Below are 18,478 nucleotides of genomic sequence, written 5' to 3' on the forward strand. Positions count from 1 at the left end.
GACCAGTTGCTGCGCCGGCAGGTGATCCGCGAAATCCGGGCCGATGCCGAAAAGCATGGCGACGCGCGGCGGACGATTCTCGAACCGGCGGCGACGGCTTCGCGCTCGGAAGTCGCGGCCGTTGCCGACGAGCCGGTGACGGTGATCATTTCCGAGAAGGGCTGGGCGCGTGTCCGCCAGGGGCATGGTCTGGACCTCTCTGGCGTCGTCTTCAAGGACGGCGATCGCGCCGGTTCGGCGCAGGAGTGTCGCTCGGTCGATTCGCTGATCGTCGTTTCGACCGAGGGTCGCGCGTTTACCGTGCCGATTGCCAGCCTGCCGGACGGTCGCGGCATGGGCGCGCCGCTGTCGTCGTTCGTCGAGCTCGGTGGCGGCAGGATCGCGCATGTGCTCGGCGGTGTGCCCGAGGACGAATTCCTGATCGCCAAGAGCTCCGGCTACGGCTTCGTCTGCCGCTTTGGCGATCTGCTTTCGCGACAGAAAGCGGGCAAGGCGTTCCTGACCGTCGAAGAAGGAGCGAGCATCCTGCCGCCATTGCGCCTGGCCGGCGAGGATCATCTGGCGGCGTTGTCGGAAGACGGCCGTCTGCTGATCTTTCCGCTTGCCCAGATGAAGCGTCTGGCGGCGGGCAAGGGAGTGCAGATCATCGGGCTGCACGGCAACGAATCGTTGCGTTCGGTGGTGCTCACGCGGGGTGCCCGGGTGACCATCCAGGGGACGCTGCGCAACCGCAGCAAGACGCTGCTTTCCGAGGACCGGCATGTCGGTCAGCGCGCCCGCCGCGGTTCGCCGGTCGGACATCTCGGCAACGTCGTGTTGGCCGCAGCGGCGGATGAGTGACGCGCCCGCGCTACGCAAGCAGAACCGGCGAGGCCCGTGACCGTGCCGAGCGATTACGACGTCGACCGTCTCGGGCAGGTGTTCACGCCGCCGGCGGTGGTCGAGGCGATGCTCTTGCTGGTCCGCAATCGCGGGCGCGTGCTCGAACCGGCCTGCGGTGATGGCGCCTTCCTGCGGCATTTTCCGTCTGCCGTGGGGATCGAGATCGACTCGCGGCACGCGCCGGCCGGGGCGCGGGTGATGGACTTCTTCGCACTGCCCGAGCACGAGCAATTCGCCACGATCATCGGCAATCCGCCGTACGTACGCTACCAGGATATCGTCGGTGAAACGCGGCGGCGGCTGCGGCGCAGTGTTCTCGACGGGCGCTCCAACCTTTACCTGCTGTTCATCGAGAAGTGCCTGCGGCATCTGGCGCCGGGCGGCGAACTGGTTTTCATCACGCCGCGCGATTTCGTCAAGGCGACCTCGGCGGTGCCGCTCAATCGCCTGCTGCACGCGGCCGGAACGATCACCGATTTCGTCGATCTCGGCGATTCACGGCTGTTTGACGGCGCGACGCCGAACTGCGCCATCTGGCGCTTCGAGCACGGCAATTTTTCGCGGCGCACGCGCTACGCCGCGCAGGGGGTCGCCGATGGCGCCGCCGGTCTGCTTCGACTGCAATGGGAAGAGCGGCATTTCGTCGAAAGCGGTGGACATCTGCTGTTTACTCGTGACGATTATCCACTGCATCTGGCCGACCTCGCTTTCGTCAAGGTGGGCGCGGTGTCGGGTGCCGATGAGCTGTACGCCAGCGAAGCGTACGGCAATCGCGACTTCGTCTGTTCGGCGACGCTGACGAGTGGAGAAACGCGCCGCATGCTCTGGTGCGAGCCGGGTGAGCCGCCACCGCCGGTACTGTTGCCGTACAAGGATCGTCTGCTCGCGCGCCGTGTTCGCCCCTTCGACGAATCCAACTGGTGGCAGTGGGGGCGCCGTTACCATCAGTCGACGCAGCCGCGGGTGTATGTGAACCACAAGACGCGTCGTTCACAGCCCTTCTTCGTGCACTCCTGCCCGAATTACGACGGCGCGGTGCTGGCGATCTTCCCGCACGATCCGCGGGTCGACGTGCGAGCGCTGGCGCTTGCGCTGAATGCGGTCGACTGGGACGACCTCGGTTTCGTTTGCGACGGGCGCTTCCTGTTCACCCAGCGCAGTCTCGAACAATCGCCGCTTCCCGCGTCCCTGAGTGCCTTCCTGCCCGGCGACGGTGTAAGATCCCGGACCGACCTGCCGCAGCGGGAGCTGTTCTGACCGAGTATTCGCCGGCGCCGGCAGCGACGGGAAGGAGAAAAGCCCATGGTTCCACGCCTGATGACCGCCTTCAGCGGCCCCTTGTTGGAGATCGAACGCCGCTTCCTCGACGCCATGCCGGAGATCGAGCGCTGGTTGCGCAGCCAGTGGCAGGAGCACACGCCGCCTTTTTACGGCTCGGTCGATTTGCGCAACGCAGGTTTCAAGTTGGCGCCGGTGGACATGAATCTCTTTCCCGGCGGCTTCAACAATCTCGATGCGACCTTTCTGCCGCTCTGCGTGCAGGCGGCGATGGCCGCGATCGACCGGATTTGCCCGGACGCGAGGCGGCTCTTGCTGATCCCCGAGAACCACACGCGCAACCTGTTCTACCTGCAGAACGTGGCGCGAATCGCGACGATCCTCGGGCTGACCGGTCTCGAGGTGCGGCTCGGTTCGCTGTTGCCGGAAATCGACCGGCCGACTCCGGTCGAATTGCCCGACGGCAGCTCGCTGCTTCTCGAACCGCTGCTGCGCAGTGGTCACCGGCTGGGTCTCGATGGTTTCGATCCCTGCGCCATCCTGCTCAACAACGATCTGTCGGCAGGCATCCCGCCGATACTCCGCGATCTCGACGAGCAGTTCGTCTTGCCGCCGGTACACGCGGGCTGGGCATTCCGCCGCAAGTCGAATCATTTCGCTGCCTACGACGAGGTCGCGGGCGATTTCGCCCGAATGGTCGGGGTCGATCCGTGGAGGATCAATCCGTACTTTTCGGTTTGCAGCAGCGTCAATTTTCACGAGCGGCAGGGCGAGGATTGCCTGGCGGCCAATGTCGACGCGGTACTCGGACTGGTCCGCGAGAAGTACCAGCAGTACGGGATCGACGAAACTCCCTACGTGGTCGTCAAGGCCGACGCCGGGACCTATGGCATGGGGGTGATGACAGTCAAGGACGCGGCCCAGGTGACCGGTCTCAATCGTCGGCAGCGAAACAAGATGTCGGTGATCAAGGAGGGCCTGGCGGTGTCGCAGGTGATCATTCAGGAAGGGGTGCATTCCTACGAGCGGGTGGGCAGCGGTACGGACGAAGGGGTTGCCGAACCCGTCGTTTACATGATCGACCGCTTCGTCGTGGGCGGCTTCTACCGCGTGCATAGCGGGCGTGGCAAGGACGAGAACCTCAATGCGCCAGGGATGCATTTCGAGCCGCTCGCCTTCGAAACCAGTTGCTCGCTGCCCGACTACTGCCAGAATCCCGACGCCGCGCCGAACCGCTTCTACGTCTATGGGGTGGTTGCCCGCCTGGCACAGCTCGCCGCCTCGCTGGAACTGGAGCGCACCCTGCAACCGAAAATGGCGGAGGCGGCATGCGCATAGCGTTCATCGTCGACCCGTTGCCGTCGCTCAAGGCATACAAGGACAGTAGCATCGCCATGATGCGTGCCGCGCAGGCGGCCGGACACGCGGTGTGGACGATCCAGCAGGAGGCGCTGTACTGGTCGCCGCTGCACGGCGTCTGTGCCGAGGCGATGCACCTCGAAATGCTCGGCGACGACCACGAATGGTATGTCGAGATCGACCGGTACGTCGTCGCCCTGCGCGATTTCGGTGCCGTGCTGATGCGCAAGGACCCGCCGTTCGACATGGAATACGTGACCAGCACCTGGCTGCTCGAAGGTGCCGAAGCCGAGGGAGCGCGCGTTTTCAATCGGCCGCGTGCCCTGCGCGATCATTCGGAGAAGTTGTCGATCGCCGAGTTCGCGCATTTTTCCGCGTCGACGCTGGTGGCACGCGACGCGCGGGTGATTCATTCGTTCATCGACCGCGAGCGCGACACGGTCCTGAAGCCGCTCGACGGCATGGGCGGCAGCCAGATCTTCCGCGTCCGTCACGACGACCCGAATCGCAACGTGATCGTCGAGACGCTCACCCGTAACGGTGCGCGCACGATCATGGCGCAACGCTACGTTCCCGAGATCGTTGATGGCGACAAGCGGATCCTGATCGTTGGCGGCGAAGTGGTTCCCTATTGCCTGGCGCGCATTCCCAAAGCGGGGGAGACGCGCGGCAATCTGGCTGCCGGCGGCACCGGCGTGGCACGCGAACTGACTGCCCGTGACCGGGAAATCGCGACCGCCCTGGCGCCGGTACTGGCCGCGCGTGGCCTGCTGCTGGTAGGCCTCGACGTGATCGGCGACTGGCTGACCGAGATCAATGTCACCAGCCCGACCTGCATGGTCGAGATCGCCGAGCAGACCGGTTTCGACGTGGCGGAAATGCTCATCACCGCACTCGAACGGCAGTGCGCAGCCGCTGCCTAGTTCTCGTTCTGGTCTGGCTGCTGGCGGCCTGCAGCCGTGCGCCGCTGCATCATCAGGAAGCCTTCGTTTTCGGGACGCGCGTCGAAGTATTGATCGCTGGCCTGCCGGAAGGCGAGGCCCGTTCGGCGGCGGCCGCCGTTCTGCGCGAGTTCGACCGCCTGCATCGCACCTACCACGCCTGGAGACCGTCCGAACTCAGCGCCCTGAACCTCGCCATCGCCGCCGGCAGGCGACAGCCGGTCACTGTCGAAATGGCCGATCTGATTGCCGACGCACAACGGCTGACACGATTGGGGGAGGGCCTGTTCGATCCGGGGATCGGTCGTCTGGTCAGCCTCTGGGGCTTCCAGTCGGATGACATGCCAGCCACGCTGCCCGCGCCGAGTGCCGTCGCTGCCTGGCGTGAAGCGGCGCCGAGCATCCTCGACCTGCAATTGGCGAACGGTTACGTCAGCAGTCGCAAGCGACAGGTGGCGCTCGATTTCGGCGGCTATCTCAAGGGGGTCGCGCTCGACCATGCGGCGAAAATTCTGCAGGCGCAGGGCGCGCACGATGCGTTGATCAACATCGGCGGCAACGTCATGGCGCTCGGCCGCAAGAATGGAGAGCCCTGGCGCGTCGGCATCCAGCATCCCCGCCAGCCGGGGCCGTTGGCAATGCTGGAGCTGGGCGACGGTGAGGCGATCGGCACTTCCGGCGACTATCAACGCTACTTCGAGGCTGGTGGCCGGCGCTACAGCCACCTGCTCGACCCGCGCACGGGCGAGCCGGTGACGCATACGCAGGCGCTGACCGTACTGATCACACGGCGCCCCGCGGCGGGTACGCTCTCCGATGCTGCTTCCAAGCCATTGTTCATCGGCGGTCGCGACTGGCCACGCCTGGCGCACCGCCTGCAGGTCGAGCACGTGCTGCGCATCGACGCTGCGGGCCACCTGCAGGTCAGCCGGGCGATGGAAAATCGGCTTTCCTACGTCGGCGAGCCGCCGTCGGCACGTGAAGTGATCCCCTGATTTCTGCCGAAGGGGTGGGAATCGCTTAGAATGGCGGTCTTGGGTGACGGGTGGGAACGATGATCGGTATCCTTCTGATAACGCACGGTTCATTCGGCGAGAGCCTGATTCAGAATGTCTGCCACGTGCTCAACAAGCGCCCGCCGCTGATCGCCCAGCTCGGCGTGGCCGCGCAGGACGATCCGCTGGATGTCCTGCCGCTGGCCAACCTGCTGCTGAAAGAAGTCGATGACGGCGAAGGCGTCGTCGTCATGACCGACATTTTCGGTGCGACACCCGGCAATCTGGCGCTCAAGCTGCTCGCACCGGGACACGTCGAAGGCATTGCCGGCGTCAATCTGCCGATGTTGCTGCGCGCCCTGACCTATCGCGAAAAGGGCATGGAGACGATGCTGCAGAAAGCGGTCAGCGGTGCCCATGACGGGGTGATCAAGCTGCCACCGCCAACCTAGGTTCACAGGAGTTTTCGATGGTACGTGCTGAAACTGCAATCATCAACAAACTGGGCCTGCATGCCCGTGCTTCCGCCAAGCTGACGCAGCTTGCCAGCCGCTTCGCCAGCGACGTGTGGATGGAGAAAGGCGCGCGCCGGATCAACGCGAAGAGCATCATGGGGGTAATGATGCTGGCTGCCGGCAAGGGGTCGACGGTGGTCGTCGAAACAGATGGCAGTGACGAACAGGCGGCCAACGAGGCGATTCTCGATCTGATCGCGGCCAGGTTTGGCGAGGCGGAGTGATCGTCCGATGAGTTTCACGCTGCACGGCCTGCCGGTGTCGGGAGGCATTGCGATCGGGCAGGCGCACCTGATGTCGCACGCGACGCTCGAGGTGTCGCACCTCGTCATCGCTCCCCGTCTGATCGAAAAGGAAGTGGCACGCTTCGACGCGGCAGTGCAGCGGGTGCGCGAGGAGTTCGCCTCACTCAAGGGCCGCATGCAACACAGTTCGGCCGAGTTCGGCGCCTTCATCGACCTGCATTCGGCGATCCTTTCCGATCCCGAACTTGCCGAGGCCCCCAAGCAACTGATCCGCGAGCGGCGCTGCAACGCCGAGTGGGCGCTGGTGCAGCGGATGGAGGTGCTGGTCAGCCAGTTCGAGAGTTTCGATGATCAGTACCTGCGCGAACGCAGTTACGACGTGCGGCAGGTCGTCGAACGGGTGATCAAGGAACTGGTGGATCAGCCCGGTCGAACCTTGCTGAAGACTGGCAAGGGCATCAAGGAAGAGGATCTGATCGTCGTCGCCCACGACCTTTCGCCGGCCGACGTGATTGCCTACAAGGAGCACCATTTCGCCGCTTTCGTGACCGACGTCGGCGGCTCCACCTCGCATACTGCAATTCTCGCGCGCAGCCTGCGCATTCCGGCGGTGCTCGGGCTGCACAACGCCCGGCAACTGATCCACGACAACGAAGTGCTGATCGTCGACGGTACGCGTGGCGTACTGATCGTCAACCCTGACCTGCGCATCCTGGAGGAATACCGGCTCAGGAAAAGCCAGATCGAACTCGAGCGTACCAAGCTCAAGCGCCTCAAGACGGCGAAATCGGTCACCCTGGACGGTATCGATATCGCCCTGCACGCCAACATCGAGCTGCCCGGCGACGTCGCCAATGCGCTCGACGGCGGCGCCGACGGCATCGGCCTGTTTCGTACCGAGTTCATCTTTCTCGACCGTGGCGACATGCCGAGCGAGGACGAGCAGTTCGAGGCCTATCGCACGGTCGTCAAGGGGATGGCGGGAAAACCGGTGACCATCCGCACTTTCGATCTCGGCTCCGACAAGGACCTGCATCCGGAAAAGGTACAGGGCGAACGCCTGCAGAGCAATCCGGCACTCGGCCTGCGCGCCATCCGCCTGTCGCTGGCCGAGCCGAAGATGTTCCAGACGCAGTTGCGGGCGATCCTGCGGGCTTCGAAGTACGGAAGCATTCGCTTGCTGATTCCGATGCTCTCGCAGGCGCATGAGATCGATCAGACCCTGGCAGCGATCGAGCGCGCCAAGTCGAGTCTGCGCGGGGAACGTGTTCCCTTCGACGAAGCAATCCCGGTCGGTGCGATGATCGAGATTCCCGCTGCCGCGCTGGCCGTGGGAATGTTCCTGCGACGCATGAATTTTCTCTCGATCGGCACCAACGACCTGATTCAGTACACCCTGGCCATCGACCGCAGCGACGAGGAGGTTGCGCCGCTTTACGATCCCCTGCATCCGGCCGTGCTGATGCTGCTCGCGCACACCATTGCCAGCGCCGAGAAGGTCGATATCCCGGTATCGATCTGTGGCGAACTCGCGGGCGACCCGAATCTCACGCGCCTGCTCCTGGGAATGGGCTTGCGCCAGTTCTCGATGCACCCGGCGCAAATCCTGTCGGTCAAGCAGAAGATCATGCAGAGCAATTGTTCCGAGCTGGCACCGATGGTGCGTCGCCTTTTGCGCCACGAGGAACCGGCAAAGATTCGCGAACAGCTCGACAAGCTGAACGCCACCGGCTGAATTGACTTTTTCCGGGGTCGCGGGTAACTTTCGTGCCCTTGGCGCCGATTTGAACGATCAGCTTGCGGGCGCCCTACAAATACGGCTAAAGCGCGGCAGGTCCGGTCCGCTTTGCCAGCTGGCCGGTTTTTTTTGTCATCGATACGATCAAGATGTCACCGGAGAATTCTGTCGGAGTCGTTGCCTCGCAGCGAGTGCGCTTCGGCGAAGTGCTGCGGCTGCGGAGCGGCGCCGAGTTGCCGGGTTTCGAACTGGTTTTCGAAACGTACGGCACGCTCAACGGCGAACGGTCGAACGCCGTGCTGGTTTGCCACGCCCTTTCGGGCAGCCACCACGTGGCCGGGTACTATGCCGACGAAACGGACAACGTCGGCTGGTGGGACAATCTCGTCGGCCCTGGCAAGCCGCTCGACACGCGGAAGTTCTTCGTCGTCGGGGTCAACAATCTCGGCGGCTGCTATGGTTCCACCGGCCCGCTGTCGATCAACCCGGAATCCGGCAAGCGCTATGGTTCCGATTTCCCGCTGGTGACGGTGGAGGACTGGGTGGCCGCGCAGGCACGACTGGCCGACCATCTCGGTGTGCACACCTGGGCAGCGGTGATCGGCGGCAGCCTCGGTGGCATGCAGGCACTCGAATGGTCGCTGCAGTTCCCGGAGCGCATCCGGCATGCGATGGTCATTGCCTCGGCGCCCAAGCTGTCGGCGCAGAACATCGCTTTCAACGAGGTGGCTCGCCAGGCGATCCTTTCCGATCCGGACTTTCACGACGGTTACTACGCCGAGCACGGAGTCGTCCCGACCAGGGGGCTGCGGCTGGCGCGCATGGTGGCTCACATCACCTATCTTTCGGATAGTCAGATGGCCGAGAAATTCGGTCGCCAGTTGCGCCACGGTGAGCACAAGTTCAGCTATGACGTCGATTTCGAAATCGAGTCGTATCTGCGCTACCAGGGAAACAAGTTCGCCACCTACTTTGACGCGAACACGTATCTGATGACGACCAAGGCGCTCGACTACTTCGATCCCGCCTACGAGTACGACGGCAACCTGGCGGCCGCGCTGGCGCGTGCGCGGGCGAGTTTCTTCGTCGCCAGCTTTTCGACCGACTGGCGATTCGCGCCGGCGCGTTCGCGCGAAATCGTCTTTGCCCTGCTGCACAATCGCCTGCGCGTGGTTTATGCCGAGATCGCTTGCGGCGCCGGGCATGATTCCTTCCTGCTCGACGACGAGCACTATCATGCCCTGCTGCGCGCCTATCTGGAGAACATCGCCGTATGACCGAGCAGGAGAGGAGGGCCAGAGCCGAACAGCGAGAGCGCTTCGATTTTGCCGTGATCGCGAGCTGGATTCCGCCTGGCGAGCGTGTCCTCGACCTGGGCTGTGGCGATGGCAGGTTGCTGCGCTATCTCAACGAAACGCGCGACGTCACCGGCTATGGCGTCGAGATCGACGACGAGAGCGTTCTCCGGTGCATCTGCAACGGCGTCGATGTCCTGCAGATGGACATCGAATGCGGGCTTTCTGGCTTCGAGGACAATTCGTTCGACCACGTGATCATCTCGCAGGCGCTGCAGACGATGCATGCGACCGAGCGCATCCTCGGCGAGATGTTGCGCGTCGCGGCCGAGGCGGTGGTCAGCTTCCCGAACTTTGCCTACCGTGCCAACCGGGAGGCAATCAACCGGGGGCACATGCCGGTGTCCGAGGACCTGCCGTATGACTGGTTCGATACCCCCAACGTGCGCTTCTTCACCATTGTCGATTTCGAGGATCTGTGTGCACGGCTCGGCCTCGAAATCCGCGAGCGTCTGGCGTTCGACGAAGCCGGCCGCGAGGTGAGTGACGACCCCAACCTGAACGGCAGCCTGGCCTTTTTCCGCCTCGGACGGCCATCCTGATGCCCGTGTGGCTGCGTCTGCTGTTGACCCGGCAGATGCTGATCTGCGTATTCACCGGTTTCAGCTCCGGTTTGCCCCTCTATTTGCTGCTCAATCTCTTGCCGGCCTGGTTGCGCAGCGAGGGCGTCGATCTGAAAACCATCGGCTTGTTCGCGCTGATCCAGTTTCCCTACACCTGGAAATTCGTCTGGGCGCCGGTGCTCGATCGCTTCCGTCTGCCGCTGGGTCGTCGGCGCGGCTGGATGCTGGTCTCGCAACTCGGCCTGTTCTGCTCGATCGGTCTGCTTGGCGGCTTCTCGCCGGCGAACGAACTGACGCCGGTGATCTGGCTGGCGGTTGTCCTCGCTTTCCTGTCAGCGACCCAGGATGTCGCCCTCGACGCGTTTCGCCGTGAAATCCTCAGCGATCGCGAACTCGGGCTTGGCAATTCGGTGCATGTGAACGCGTACCGGATCGCTGGTCTGGTACCCGGATCGCTGTCGCTGGTTCTCGCCGACCTGCTGCCCTGGGTGCAGGTCTTCTGGATCACCGCCGCTTTCATGCTGCCCGGCATGGTGATGGTCTTGCTGGTCAGCGAGCCGGTCGTGGTGGGCGTGCCGAAAACCCTGCGTCAGGCCGTGGTCGAGCCGTTCCACGAGTTCGTCGGCCGCTGCGGATGGTCGGGGGCATTGCTCGTGCTCGGTTTCCTTTTTTTCTACAAGCTCGGCGATTCGCTGGCGACCGCCCTGGCCACGCCTTTCTATCTGGACCTCGGTTTCAGCAAGACCGACATCGGCGTGATCGCCAAGCACGCCGGACTCTGGCCAGCGGTATTCGGCGGCCTGCTCGGCGGACTGTGGATGGTCCGTCTGGGGATCAACCGCGCCTTGTGGCTGTTCGGTCTGGTGCAGATGGTGACCATCCTCGGCTTTGCCTGGCTGGCGTGGCGTGGTGTGCATACCCCGGTCGATGGCTTCGATCGGGTGGCGCTCGCCGGCGTGATTGCCGCCGAGTGCCTCGGTGTCGGTCTCGGGACCGCGGCTTTCGTCGCTTACATCGCGCGTGCCACCAATCCGGCATTCACGGCGACCCAGTTCGCCCTTTTCACCAGTCTGGCCGCCGTTCCGCGCACGTTCATCAACTCGACGGCCGGGGCACTGGTGGAATCACTTGGCTGGGGGAGTTTCTTTCTTCTCTGTTTCGTGCTTGCCGCGCCCGGCATGTTGTTGCTGCTGAAAGTTGCGCCGTGGAACGAGTTCCCCCAGTCGCCGAGAGGCTGATTGCCGCCGCCCGGCAACTGTCGGCGAGCGTCTCGACGCTCCGCTTTTCACCCCCGGTCAGCCACACCTACAATCCGCTCGACTACGCCTGGTGCGCACACGAGGCGTACCTGCGCCGCTACGGCGCGAGCACGCGGCGCGTTCTTTTCCTGGGGATGAACCCGGGACCGTTCGGCATGGTGCAATGCGGCGTGCCATTCGGTGACGTACGCATGGTTCGCGATTGGCTGGGGATCGAGGCGACCGTGCGTAAGCCGCACCCCGAGAATCCGCGGCGGCCGGTCGAAGGTTTTGCCTGTGCGCGTTGCGAGGTCAGCGGGCAACGTCTGTGGGGATTGTTTCGCGAGCGCTTCGGCACTGCCGACGCGTTTTTCACCGAGCACTTCGTCGCCAATTATTGCCCGCTGGCCTTCTTCGATCAGGGTCGCAACCTGACTCCGGACAAACTGCCGGCCGTCGAGGCGCATGCTCTACGTGTTGCCTGCGATATCCATCTGCAGACGTTGGCATCGGTCCTGCAGCCGCAATGGGTGATTGGCGTCGGCGCTTTCGCCGAGGCGCGCGCCACCGAGGCGCTGACCGGGACGACGGTGCGCACGGGGCGGATACTGCATCCGAGCCCGGCGAGCCCTCTGGCGAATCGCGGCTGGGCGGCAGCGGCAACCGGGCAACTGCTGGCGCTGGGCGTCTGGGACTGAGCGGCTGCGCGCCCGGCGGCGCCTGCCGGCGGCTCTTGCAGCGGCCTACGGCCGCGCCAGCAGGCCGAGATCCGACATCTGCCGGCGCAGCTTGCGCCAGGCACGCCAGACGAAGAATCCGCGCTGGCTCCACCGCCACACGCGGCGGGGCTGCAGCACGACGAGGACGGCCACTCCGGCGGCGACCACTTCCGGATGCTGTTTGGCGTAATCGCTGCCGCGACGCACGACGGCAACGGCCTGATCCAGGCCGTGCAGGCTGGCGCCCAGTGGCTGCAGTTGCTGACCGAGCTGCCGGCGCTGCTGGCTGATGCGCTCGATCAGCCGGCCGCGCTGGACGGCAAGTTCAATCAGGTCTTGATTCATTGCCGGCGGCGGTCCTGAGCTGCTGCAGATCCTCTCCGAGCTGGGCGATGCTCGTGGCGAAGATGCTCTGGCCGCGGCGCATCGCGCGCCGCAGAGCGATATAGGCGAAGCTGCCGATGAGTGCGAAGAGGGCAGTGAAACCGCCGAGCACGAACACCCGACTGTCCCAGAAAACGACGACCAGCAGGGCGATGGCGAGAATCAGGCTAATCATCAGACAGAACGCCACCGCTTGCGAGAGTAGCAGCAGATGAACGGCACGCAGCTTCTCTTCCCGGATTTCATTGCCCAGCAGTTCGAGACGCGTCCGCCCGCTGGCCAGCAGTGTGGCCGCGCTGTTCCGGGTGGCAGCCAGCAGGCCGCCACTGGCTGGCGTCTCGCTCATCGCTCGGACGGCGCGGAGGGGGGATCAGCGGCGACCGATGATCACGCCAAGCAGCAGGCCGACGGCAGCGGCCACGCCGACAGCGCGCCACGGATTTTCATGCACGAAGTCGTCGGTGGCACGTGCGGCTGCCTTGGTGCGGTCGACCAGAGCCGCTTCGGCGTCGGCCAGACGCAGCTTGGCGTCGCGCAGCCGCTCGCCGATGCGCTCGCGCAGATCCCCCATTTTGTCTCCCGCAACGCCAGCCGTGGCGCGCAGGATCTCCTCTGCGTCGGCAACGACAACCCTCATGTCGGAGACGAGCTTTTGTTTGTTGGCGGTAGACAGATCGGAAACTTCGGACATGATGGACCTCACAGTGGAAGGGGACGACGGGAAGAGCGACGATGCAACAGGAGCCCTCTACGAAGCTCCCAGATTATAGAAAGTGGGCTGGAATATCAATGCACGGAAGCTCTGTGGCGGGCCCCCGCTCGTGCAATCGGGCGTGGGCTCAGTCCGCGCCGCCGGTCTGCAGCCGGTACTCGTAATCAATGGTCAGCGGCGCATGGTCGCTGAAGCGCTGCGCCTTATATACCGCCGCGTGTTTCGCGGCACGCGCGATGCCCGGGGTCGCAAGCTGGTAGTCGAGGCGCCAGCCGACGTTCTTCGCCCAGGCCTGACCACGATTGGACCACCAGGTGTACGCCTGGTCGGTGGCTTCGGGATGCAGATCGCGGTATACGTCGCACCAGCCGGCCTCGCTCAGCAATCGGCTCACCCAGGCGCGTTCCTCAGGCAGAAAGCCGGAATTGTTGCGGTTGCCCCGCCAGTTGCGGAGATCGATTTCCCGGTGAGCGATGTTCCAGTCGGCGCAGACGATGACTTCGCGTCCGCTCGCGCGCAGATCGGCGAGACGCGGGTAGATCATGTCCATGAAGCGAAATTTCGCCTTCTGGCGCTGTTCGGAGCTGGAACCGGATGGCTGGTAGAGCGAGACGATCGAGAGGTTGGCGAAATCGGCGCGCAGGTAGCGTCCTTCGCGGTCGAATTCCTCGTCCCCAAGCCGATCGTACACCTGGTCCGGTCGCTGTCGGCACCACAGGCCGACGCCACTATACCCTTTCTGCTCGGCGCAGTGGTAAAAGGCGTTCAGCCCGGCGGGCGCCTTCATCTCGGCGCCGAGATCAGAAGTCTGTGCCCTCAACTCCTGCAGGCAGAAGACATCGGCGTTCTGCGCGGCGGCCCACGGCAGCACCCCCTTTCGCCATGCCGAGCGAATACCGTTGAGGTTCAGCGTAATGATGCGTAACATAGCCCCCGGTGCCGGGAACGGCTCGCATGCCGAATATATATCATGGACTTTCGCCAGGAATTCATCGAATTTGCCGTCGCTCGGGCAGTGCTCCGTTTTGGCGAATTCACGACCAAGGCGGGGCGGCGCTCGCCCTATTTCTTCAACGCCGGGCTGTTCAACGACGGCGCGGCACTGGAGCGGCTGGCCGAATTCTACGCGAAGGCGATCGACGCCAGTGCGGTCGCCATCGACGGTCTGTTCGGACCGGCCTACAAGGGCATCCCGCTGGTCGCCGCAGTTGCCATCGCCATGGCGCGCGCCGGGCGCAGCCTGCCGTTCTCGTTCAATCGCAAGGAGGCGAAGGAACACGGCGAAGGCGGCAACATCGTTGGCGCGCCACTGTCCGGACGCGTGCTGATCATCGATGACGTGATCACCGCCGGCACGTCGATTCGCGAGTCGGTGGACCTGATCCGTGCGGCCGGTGCTTCGCCGTGTGGCGTCGTGATCGCCCTCGATCGCATGGAGCGCGGCAACGGCGAGCTGTCCGCGGTGCAGGAGGTCGAGCGTGATTATGGGATTCCGGTGTTCGCCGTCGCCAATCTCGACGATCTGATGAGCTTTCTTCGCCAGAGCCCGGAATTTGAACAGAAAGCAGCGGCAATCGCTCGCTACCGACACGAGTATGGCGTTGCGCGCAGCGGCTAGTGGCGCACTGTTGCTGCTGGCGCTGAGCAGCGGGCGGGCGGCGAGTGCGGCGACCACCATCTTCTGCTGTCACGACGACTCGGGCAAGCAGGTGTGCGGAGACATCCTGCCGCCGGCGTGCTATGCGCGTGCCTACCGGGAGGTCGGCGATTCCGGTCGCGCAAGGAATGTCGAAGCGCCGCTGACCGCCGAGCAGCGAGCGCAACGAGCGGCCGAAGAGAGGCGGCGCAGCGAGCAGGAGCGTTTGCTCAACGAACAGCGGCGCAAGGATCAGGCGTTGCTGAACACCTACGGCAGCGAAAAGGATATCGAAATCATGCGCAGCCGCGCCGAACGCGACCTTACGGCGGCGATTGCGGCGGCACAGGCACGAATTGCGGAAATACGCCGGCAGCGCAAGCGATTCGAGGACGAGGCGGAGTTTTACAGATACCGGCAGTTGCCGGCCGAAGTGGCCAAGGGCCTGCGCGATGCCGATCACGAGATCAAGGCACAGGAGTCGGTGATCGAGGCCAAACACAAGGATCAGGAGGCGATCCGCCAGAAGTACGATGAGGATCTGCGCCGCTTCGTCGAACTCTCGAAGCGGCCACCGGCACGTCCCTGAAGCGCGGTCGCGATCAGCCGAGTTTCTTGCGCAGCAGTTCGCTGACCCGCTGCGGATTGGCCTTGCCGCGCGTCGCCTTCATTGCCTGACCGACCAGCGCATTGAAGGCCTTTTCCTTGCCGGCCCGGAACTCGGCAACCATTGCCGGGTTGGCGGCAAGCAGTTCGTCGAGGAGTGCTTCCAGCGAACTGCTGTCGCTGATCTGCTGCAGGCCCTGGCGGAAAATGATTTCGTCGGGCGAGCTGCCCTCGCCATTCCACAGCGCATCGAAGATCTTTCTGCCGATATTGGTCGAGATCGTGCCGTCACCGATGCGGGCGATCAGTGCGCCGAGTTGCTCGGCCGCGACTGGTGATTCGCCGATTTCGCGGTCTTCCTTGTTGAGGCGTGCGGCGAGGTCGACCATTACCCAGTTGGCGCAGGTCTTGGCGTTCGCCTTGCCGGCGGCAGCCACCGTGGCCTCGTAGTAGTCGGCGAGTTCGAGCGAAGTGGTGAGAACATTGGCATCGTATGCCGACAGCCCGTAATCGGCGATCAGGCGGTCGCGTTTGGCGAGCGGCAACTCCGGCATTTGTGAGCGGATCTGCTCGACCCATGGGCGATCGATGAGCAATGGCAGCAGATCCGGATCAGGGAAGTAGCGGTAATCGTGTGCGTCTTCCTTCGAACGCATGGCGCGCGTTTCACCGCTGTCGGGATCGAAAAGCACGGTCGCCTGCTCGACGCGGCCACCTTCCTCGATTGTCGCGATCTGCCACTGTACTTCGTATTCGATCGCCTGCTGCAGGAAGCGGAACGAGTTCAGGTTCTTGATTTCCCGGCGGGTACCGAATTGCGCCTGACCGATCGGGCGCACCGAGACGTTGGCATCACAACGGAACGATCCCTCCTGCATGTTGCCGTCACAGATCCCGATCCAGCGCAGCAGTGCGTGCAGGGTGCGCGCGTAGGCGACGGCTTCGGCCGCCGAACGCAGCTCGGGTTCGCTGACGATTTCCAGCAGGGGCGTGCCGGCACGGTTGAGATCGATTCCCGAGCGGCCGTGCAACTGCTGCCCGGCGCCCTCGTGCAGGGACTTTCCGGCGTCCTCTTCGAGATGGGCGCGGGTAAGCGAAATCAGCTTCTCGCGTTCGCCGACGCTTATCGCCAGGCTGCCGCCGACCACCACCGGCAGTTCGTACTGGCTGATCTGATAACCTTTGGGCAGATCCGGGTAGAAGTAATTCTTGCGCGCAAAAATCGATCTTTCCGCGATCTTAGCGCCGACGGCGAGGCCGAAGCGGATCGCGCATTCGACGGCGCCCTTGTTGAGCACCGGCAACACTCCGGGCAAGGCGATGTCGACCGCGTTCGCCTGCAGGTTGGGGGCGGCACCGAAAGCGGTCGAGCTGCCCGAAAAGATTTTCGCCCGGGTTGACAGCTGCGCGTGGGTTTCAATGCCGATTACGACTTCCCATGGTTTCATCACTGCTTACTCACTCTTCAAGAACGGCACTCGCGGGCCGGGCACCAGCGGACGGGCAGCGGGCATACGGATTTCCGTGCCGGACCGCTGCGCGCCTCAGGCAAATCCGTCTGGATGCTGCAGGTGCCAGGGATTCTCCTGCTGGTAGCGGTGGGCCGCGTGCAGCAGCCTGGCCTCGCTGAAGTAGTTTCCGATCAGTTGCAGACCGGCCGGCAGGCCGCTGGCGAAACCGCAGGGAATCGAGATTGCCGGCAGGCCGGCGAGATTGACGGCGATCGTGTAGATGTCGGACAGGTACATCTGGACCGGATCGGCCGCTTTCTCGCCGAGCTTGAAGGCAGTGCTCGGGCTCGTCGGGCCGAGGATCACGTCGCATTGCCGGAAAGCTTCGGCGAAGTCGCGGGCGATCAGGCGGCGGACGCGCTGTGCCTGCAGATAATAGGCGTCGTAATACCCGTGCGAGAGGACATAGGTGCCGATCAGGATGCGCCGTTTGACCTCCGCACCGAAGCCCTGCGCGCGGCTCTTGCAGTACATGTCGGTGAGGTCGCGGTAGTCTGCTGCGCGATGGCCATAGCGTACGCCGTCGAAGCGCGCCAGATTCGAACTGGCCTCCGCTGGTGCGATCACGTAGTAGGCAGCGACCGCGAGCCCCATGCTCGGCAGACGGATGGCGACGGTTTCGGCACCGAGCTTGCGGTATTCCGCGATCGCCGCTTCGACCAGTCGCGTCACCTCGGCACTGCAGCCCTCGCCGAAGAACTCTTCGGGCAGGCCGATGGTCAGCCCCGCCAGCGGCTTGTTGCCGGCCGGCGCAGCGAGCTCGCGGCAGTAGTCTTCGCGCTGGCGGTCGAGGCTGGTCGAGTCGCGATCGTCGAAGCCGGCCATGACGTTCAGGAGAATCGCGCAGTCGGCGGCCGAGCGACCGAGCGGGCCGGCCTGATCGAGCGACGAGGCGAAGGCGATCATGCCGTAGCGCGAGACGACGCCGTAGGTCGGCTTCAGCCCGCTCAGGTTGCACAGTGCCGCCGGCTGGCGGATCGATCCACCGGTATCGGTTCCGGTCGCCGCCGGCGCCAGGCGTGCCGCGACCGCCGCCGCCGAGCCGCCGGACGAGCCGCCGGGAACGCAACTGCCGTCCCATGGGTTGCGCACCGGACCATAAAAGGACGTTTCGTTCGACGAACCCATCGCGAATTCGTCCATGTTGGTCTTGCCGAGCATCACCGCGCCGGCCTCCCCGAACCGGGAAATCACCGCGGCGTCGTAGGGACTGACGAAATTGCTCAGCATCTTCGATCCGCAGGTGGTGAGCCAGTCCTTGGCGCAGAAGATGTCCTTGTGGGCGATCGGGATGCCGGTCAGTGGCCCGCCTTCGCCGCGTGCCAGTCGCTCGTCGGCGGCCCGCGCCTGCGCGAGGCTGGCGGCCGGGTCGACGGTGATGAAGGCATTGAGTCCAGAGTTGTGCCGGACGATGCGGTCGAGATAGAGCTGGGTGAGTTCGACGCTCGAAATCTCCCTGTCGGCGAGCGACCGTGCCATGGCCTGGAGGCTGTGCTCGATCATTCGATGACTTTCGGCACGAGGTAGAGCCCGGCCTCGGTTTCCGGCGCGATGGCCTGGAAAGCGGTCCGCTGGGCGAAGGGTTCGGATTCGGTGACGCGGTCCGCGCGCAGCCTCTGGGCCACGTCCTGCGCGTGCGCCATCGGTTCGATGCCTTTTGTATCAACGGCCTGCATCGCTTCGATGAGGACGAAAATGTCGTTCAGCCGGTCCAGCGTGTGTTGCGCTTCGACCTCGCTGATTTCGATTCGGGCGAGGTGGGCGACGCGGCGGACCTGTTCCAGGGTAAGCGACATGGTTA

The 18,478-nt window shown here is 64.3% G+C and carries 21 protein-coding genes; 14 read left to right on the forward strand and 7 right to left on the reverse strand.

The window, feature by feature from the left end; all coding sequences use genetic code 11:
• From NFV80_RS06445 to NFV80_RS06500, 12 genes are all read left to right on the forward strand, one after another.
• Positions 1-840, forward strand: an 840-nt coding sequence (locus tag NFV80_RS06445) for a DNA gyrase C-terminal beta-propeller domain-containing protein (protein WP_296758168.1), incomplete at its 5' end; no start/stop codon positions are given.
• A gap of 36 nt (positions 841-876) precedes the next feature.
• The gene (locus tag NFV80_RS06450; RefSeq protein WP_296758171.1) at positions 877-2,139 is read left to right on the forward strand and encodes a class I SAM-dependent methyltransferase; all 1,263 of its coding nucleotides are present in this window, start codon (positions 877-879) and stop codon (positions 2,137-2,139) included.
• 45 nt (positions 2,140-2,184) lie between these two features.
• Positions 2,185-3,498 carry a glutamate--cysteine ligase gene (gshA, locus tag NFV80_RS06455; protein ID WP_295326837.1) on the forward strand — a complete coding sequence of 438 codons (1,314 nt, stop codon included), beginning with the start codon at positions 2,185-2,187 and terminating at the stop codon, positions 3,496-3,498.
• On the forward strand, positions 3,489-4,442 hold the full coding sequence (gshB, locus tag NFV80_RS06460) for a glutathione synthase (protein ID WP_295326839.1): 954 nt from the start codon (positions 3,489-3,491) through the stop codon (positions 4,440-4,442). Before gshA ends, gshB begins: the two co-directional genes overlap by 10 nt.
• Positions 4,424-5,455, forward strand: a complete 1,032-nt coding sequence (locus NFV80_RS06465; protein ID WP_295326841.1) for an FAD:protein FMN transferase — start codon at positions 4,424-4,426, stop codon at positions 5,453-5,455. Before gshB ends, NFV80_RS06465 begins: the two co-directional genes overlap by 19 nt.
• Before the next feature lie 59 nt (positions 5,456-5,514).
• The gene (locus tag NFV80_RS06470) at positions 5,515-5,907 is read left to right on the forward strand and encodes a PTS fructose transporter subunit IIA (protein ID WP_295326843.1); all 393 of its coding nucleotides are present in this window, start codon (positions 5,515-5,517) and stop codon (positions 5,905-5,907) included.
• Positions 5,908-5,924: 17 nt separating this feature from the next.
• Entirely contained in the window at positions 5,925-6,194 is a 270-nt protein-coding gene (locus NFV80_RS06475) for an HPr family phosphocarrier protein (protein WP_295326845.1), read from the forward strand.
• A 7-nt stretch (positions 6,195-6,201) separates the two neighbouring features.
• Positions 6,202-7,950 carry a phosphoenolpyruvate--protein phosphotransferase gene (gene ptsP, locus NFV80_RS06480; protein WP_295326847.1) on the forward strand — a complete coding sequence of 583 codons (1,749 nt, stop codon included), beginning with the start codon at positions 6,202-6,204 and terminating at the stop codon, positions 7,948-7,950.
• 152 nt (positions 7,951-8,102) lie between these two features.
• On the forward strand, positions 8,103-9,230 hold the full coding sequence (locus tag NFV80_RS06485; RefSeq protein ID WP_295326849.1) for a homoserine O-acetyltransferase: 1,128 nt from the start codon (positions 8,103-8,105) through the stop codon (positions 9,228-9,230).
• Entirely contained in the window at positions 9,227-9,850 is a 624-nt protein-coding gene (gene metW, locus NFV80_RS06490; RefSeq protein WP_295326850.1) for a methionine biosynthesis protein MetW, read from the forward strand. The genes NFV80_RS06485 and metW overlap by 4 nt, the downstream gene beginning before the upstream one ends.
• On the forward strand, positions 9,850-11,109 hold the full coding sequence (locus NFV80_RS06495; protein WP_295326852.1) for an AmpG family muropeptide MFS transporter: 1,260 nt from the start codon (positions 9,850-9,852) through the stop codon (positions 11,107-11,109). The genes metW and NFV80_RS06495 overlap by 1 nt, the downstream gene beginning before the upstream one ends.
• A complete protein-coding gene (locus tag NFV80_RS06500) occupies positions 11,076-11,807 on the forward strand; it encodes a uracil-DNA glycosylase family protein (RefSeq protein WP_295326854.1) in 732 nt (243 codons plus the stop codon). Before NFV80_RS06495 ends, NFV80_RS06500 begins: the two co-directional genes overlap by 34 nt.
• Positions 11,808-11,852: 45 nt before the next feature.
• Here the strand turns inward: NFV80_RS06500 and NFV80_RS06505 are convergent, their stop codons facing one another.
• From NFV80_RS06505 to NFV80_RS06520, 4 genes are all read right to left on the reverse strand, one after another.
• Positions 11,853-12,173 carry a YqjK family protein gene (locus NFV80_RS06505; RefSeq protein ID WP_295326855.1) on the reverse strand — a complete coding sequence of 107 codons (321 nt, stop codon included), beginning with the start codon at positions 12,171-12,173 and terminating at the stop codon, positions 11,853-11,855.
• The gene (locus NFV80_RS06510) at positions 12,154-12,558 is read right to left on the reverse strand and encodes a phage holin family protein (protein WP_295326857.1); all 405 of its coding nucleotides are present in this window, start codon (positions 12,556-12,558) and stop codon (positions 12,154-12,156) included. The genes NFV80_RS06505 and NFV80_RS06510 overlap by 20 nt, the downstream gene beginning before the upstream one ends.
• A 24-nt stretch (positions 12,559-12,582) precedes the next feature.
• Positions 12,583-12,903, reverse strand: a complete 321-nt coding sequence (locus NFV80_RS06515; protein ID WP_295326859.1) for a DUF883 family protein — start codon at positions 12,901-12,903, stop codon at positions 12,583-12,585.
• A 148-nt stretch (positions 12,904-13,051) separates the two neighbouring features.
• Positions 13,052-13,852 carry an exodeoxyribonuclease III gene (locus NFV80_RS06520; protein WP_296758180.1) on the reverse strand — a complete coding sequence of 267 codons (801 nt, stop codon included), beginning with the start codon at positions 13,850-13,852 and terminating at the stop codon, positions 13,052-13,054.
• Between the two features lie 42 nt (positions 13,853-13,894).
• Between NFV80_RS06520 and pyrE the strand changes: the two genes are divergently transcribed.
• Together pyrE and NFV80_RS06530 are read left to right on the forward strand one after the other, a co-directional pair.
• Positions 13,895-14,542, forward strand: a complete 648-nt coding sequence (gene pyrE / locus NFV80_RS06525) for an orotate phosphoribosyltransferase (protein ID WP_295326863.1) — start codon at positions 13,895-13,897, stop codon at positions 14,540-14,542.
• Positions 14,526-15,149 (forward strand): hypothetical protein, encoded by a 624-nt coding sequence (locus NFV80_RS06530; protein WP_295326865.1) that lies wholly within the window; start codon positions 14,526-14,528, stop codon positions 15,147-15,149. Before pyrE ends, NFV80_RS06530 begins: the two co-directional genes overlap by 17 nt.
• 13 nt (positions 15,150-15,162) lie before the next feature.
• On the opposite strand, the gene gatB is transcribed toward NFV80_RS06530, so the two are convergent.
• From gatB to gatC, 3 genes are all read right to left on the reverse strand, one after another.
• Positions 15,163-16,614 (reverse strand): Asp-tRNA(Asn)/Glu-tRNA(Gln) amidotransferase subunit GatB, encoded by a 1,452-nt coding sequence (gene gatB, locus NFV80_RS06535; protein ID WP_295326867.1) that lies wholly within the window; start codon positions 16,612-16,614, stop codon positions 15,163-15,165.
• Positions 16,615-16,710: 96 nt separating this feature from the next.
• The gene (gene gatA / locus NFV80_RS06540) at positions 16,711-18,180 is read right to left on the reverse strand and encodes an Asp-tRNA(Asn)/Glu-tRNA(Gln) amidotransferase subunit GatA (RefSeq protein ID WP_295326869.1); all 1,470 of its coding nucleotides are present in this window, start codon (positions 18,178-18,180) and stop codon (positions 16,711-16,713) included.
• A complete protein-coding gene (gatC, locus tag NFV80_RS06545) occupies positions 18,177-18,473 on the reverse strand; it encodes an Asp-tRNA(Asn)/Glu-tRNA(Gln) amidotransferase subunit GatC (RefSeq protein ID WP_295326871.1) in 297 nt (98 codons plus the stop codon). Before gatC ends, gatA begins: the two co-directional genes overlap by 4 nt.
• Positions 18,474-18,478: the final 5 nt, after the last annotated feature.

This window comes from Accumulibacter sp. (assembly GCF_023806565.1).
In the GTDB taxonomy this organism is placed as follows: Bacteria; Pseudomonadota; Gammaproteobacteria; order Burkholderiales; family Rhodocyclaceae; genus Accumulibacter.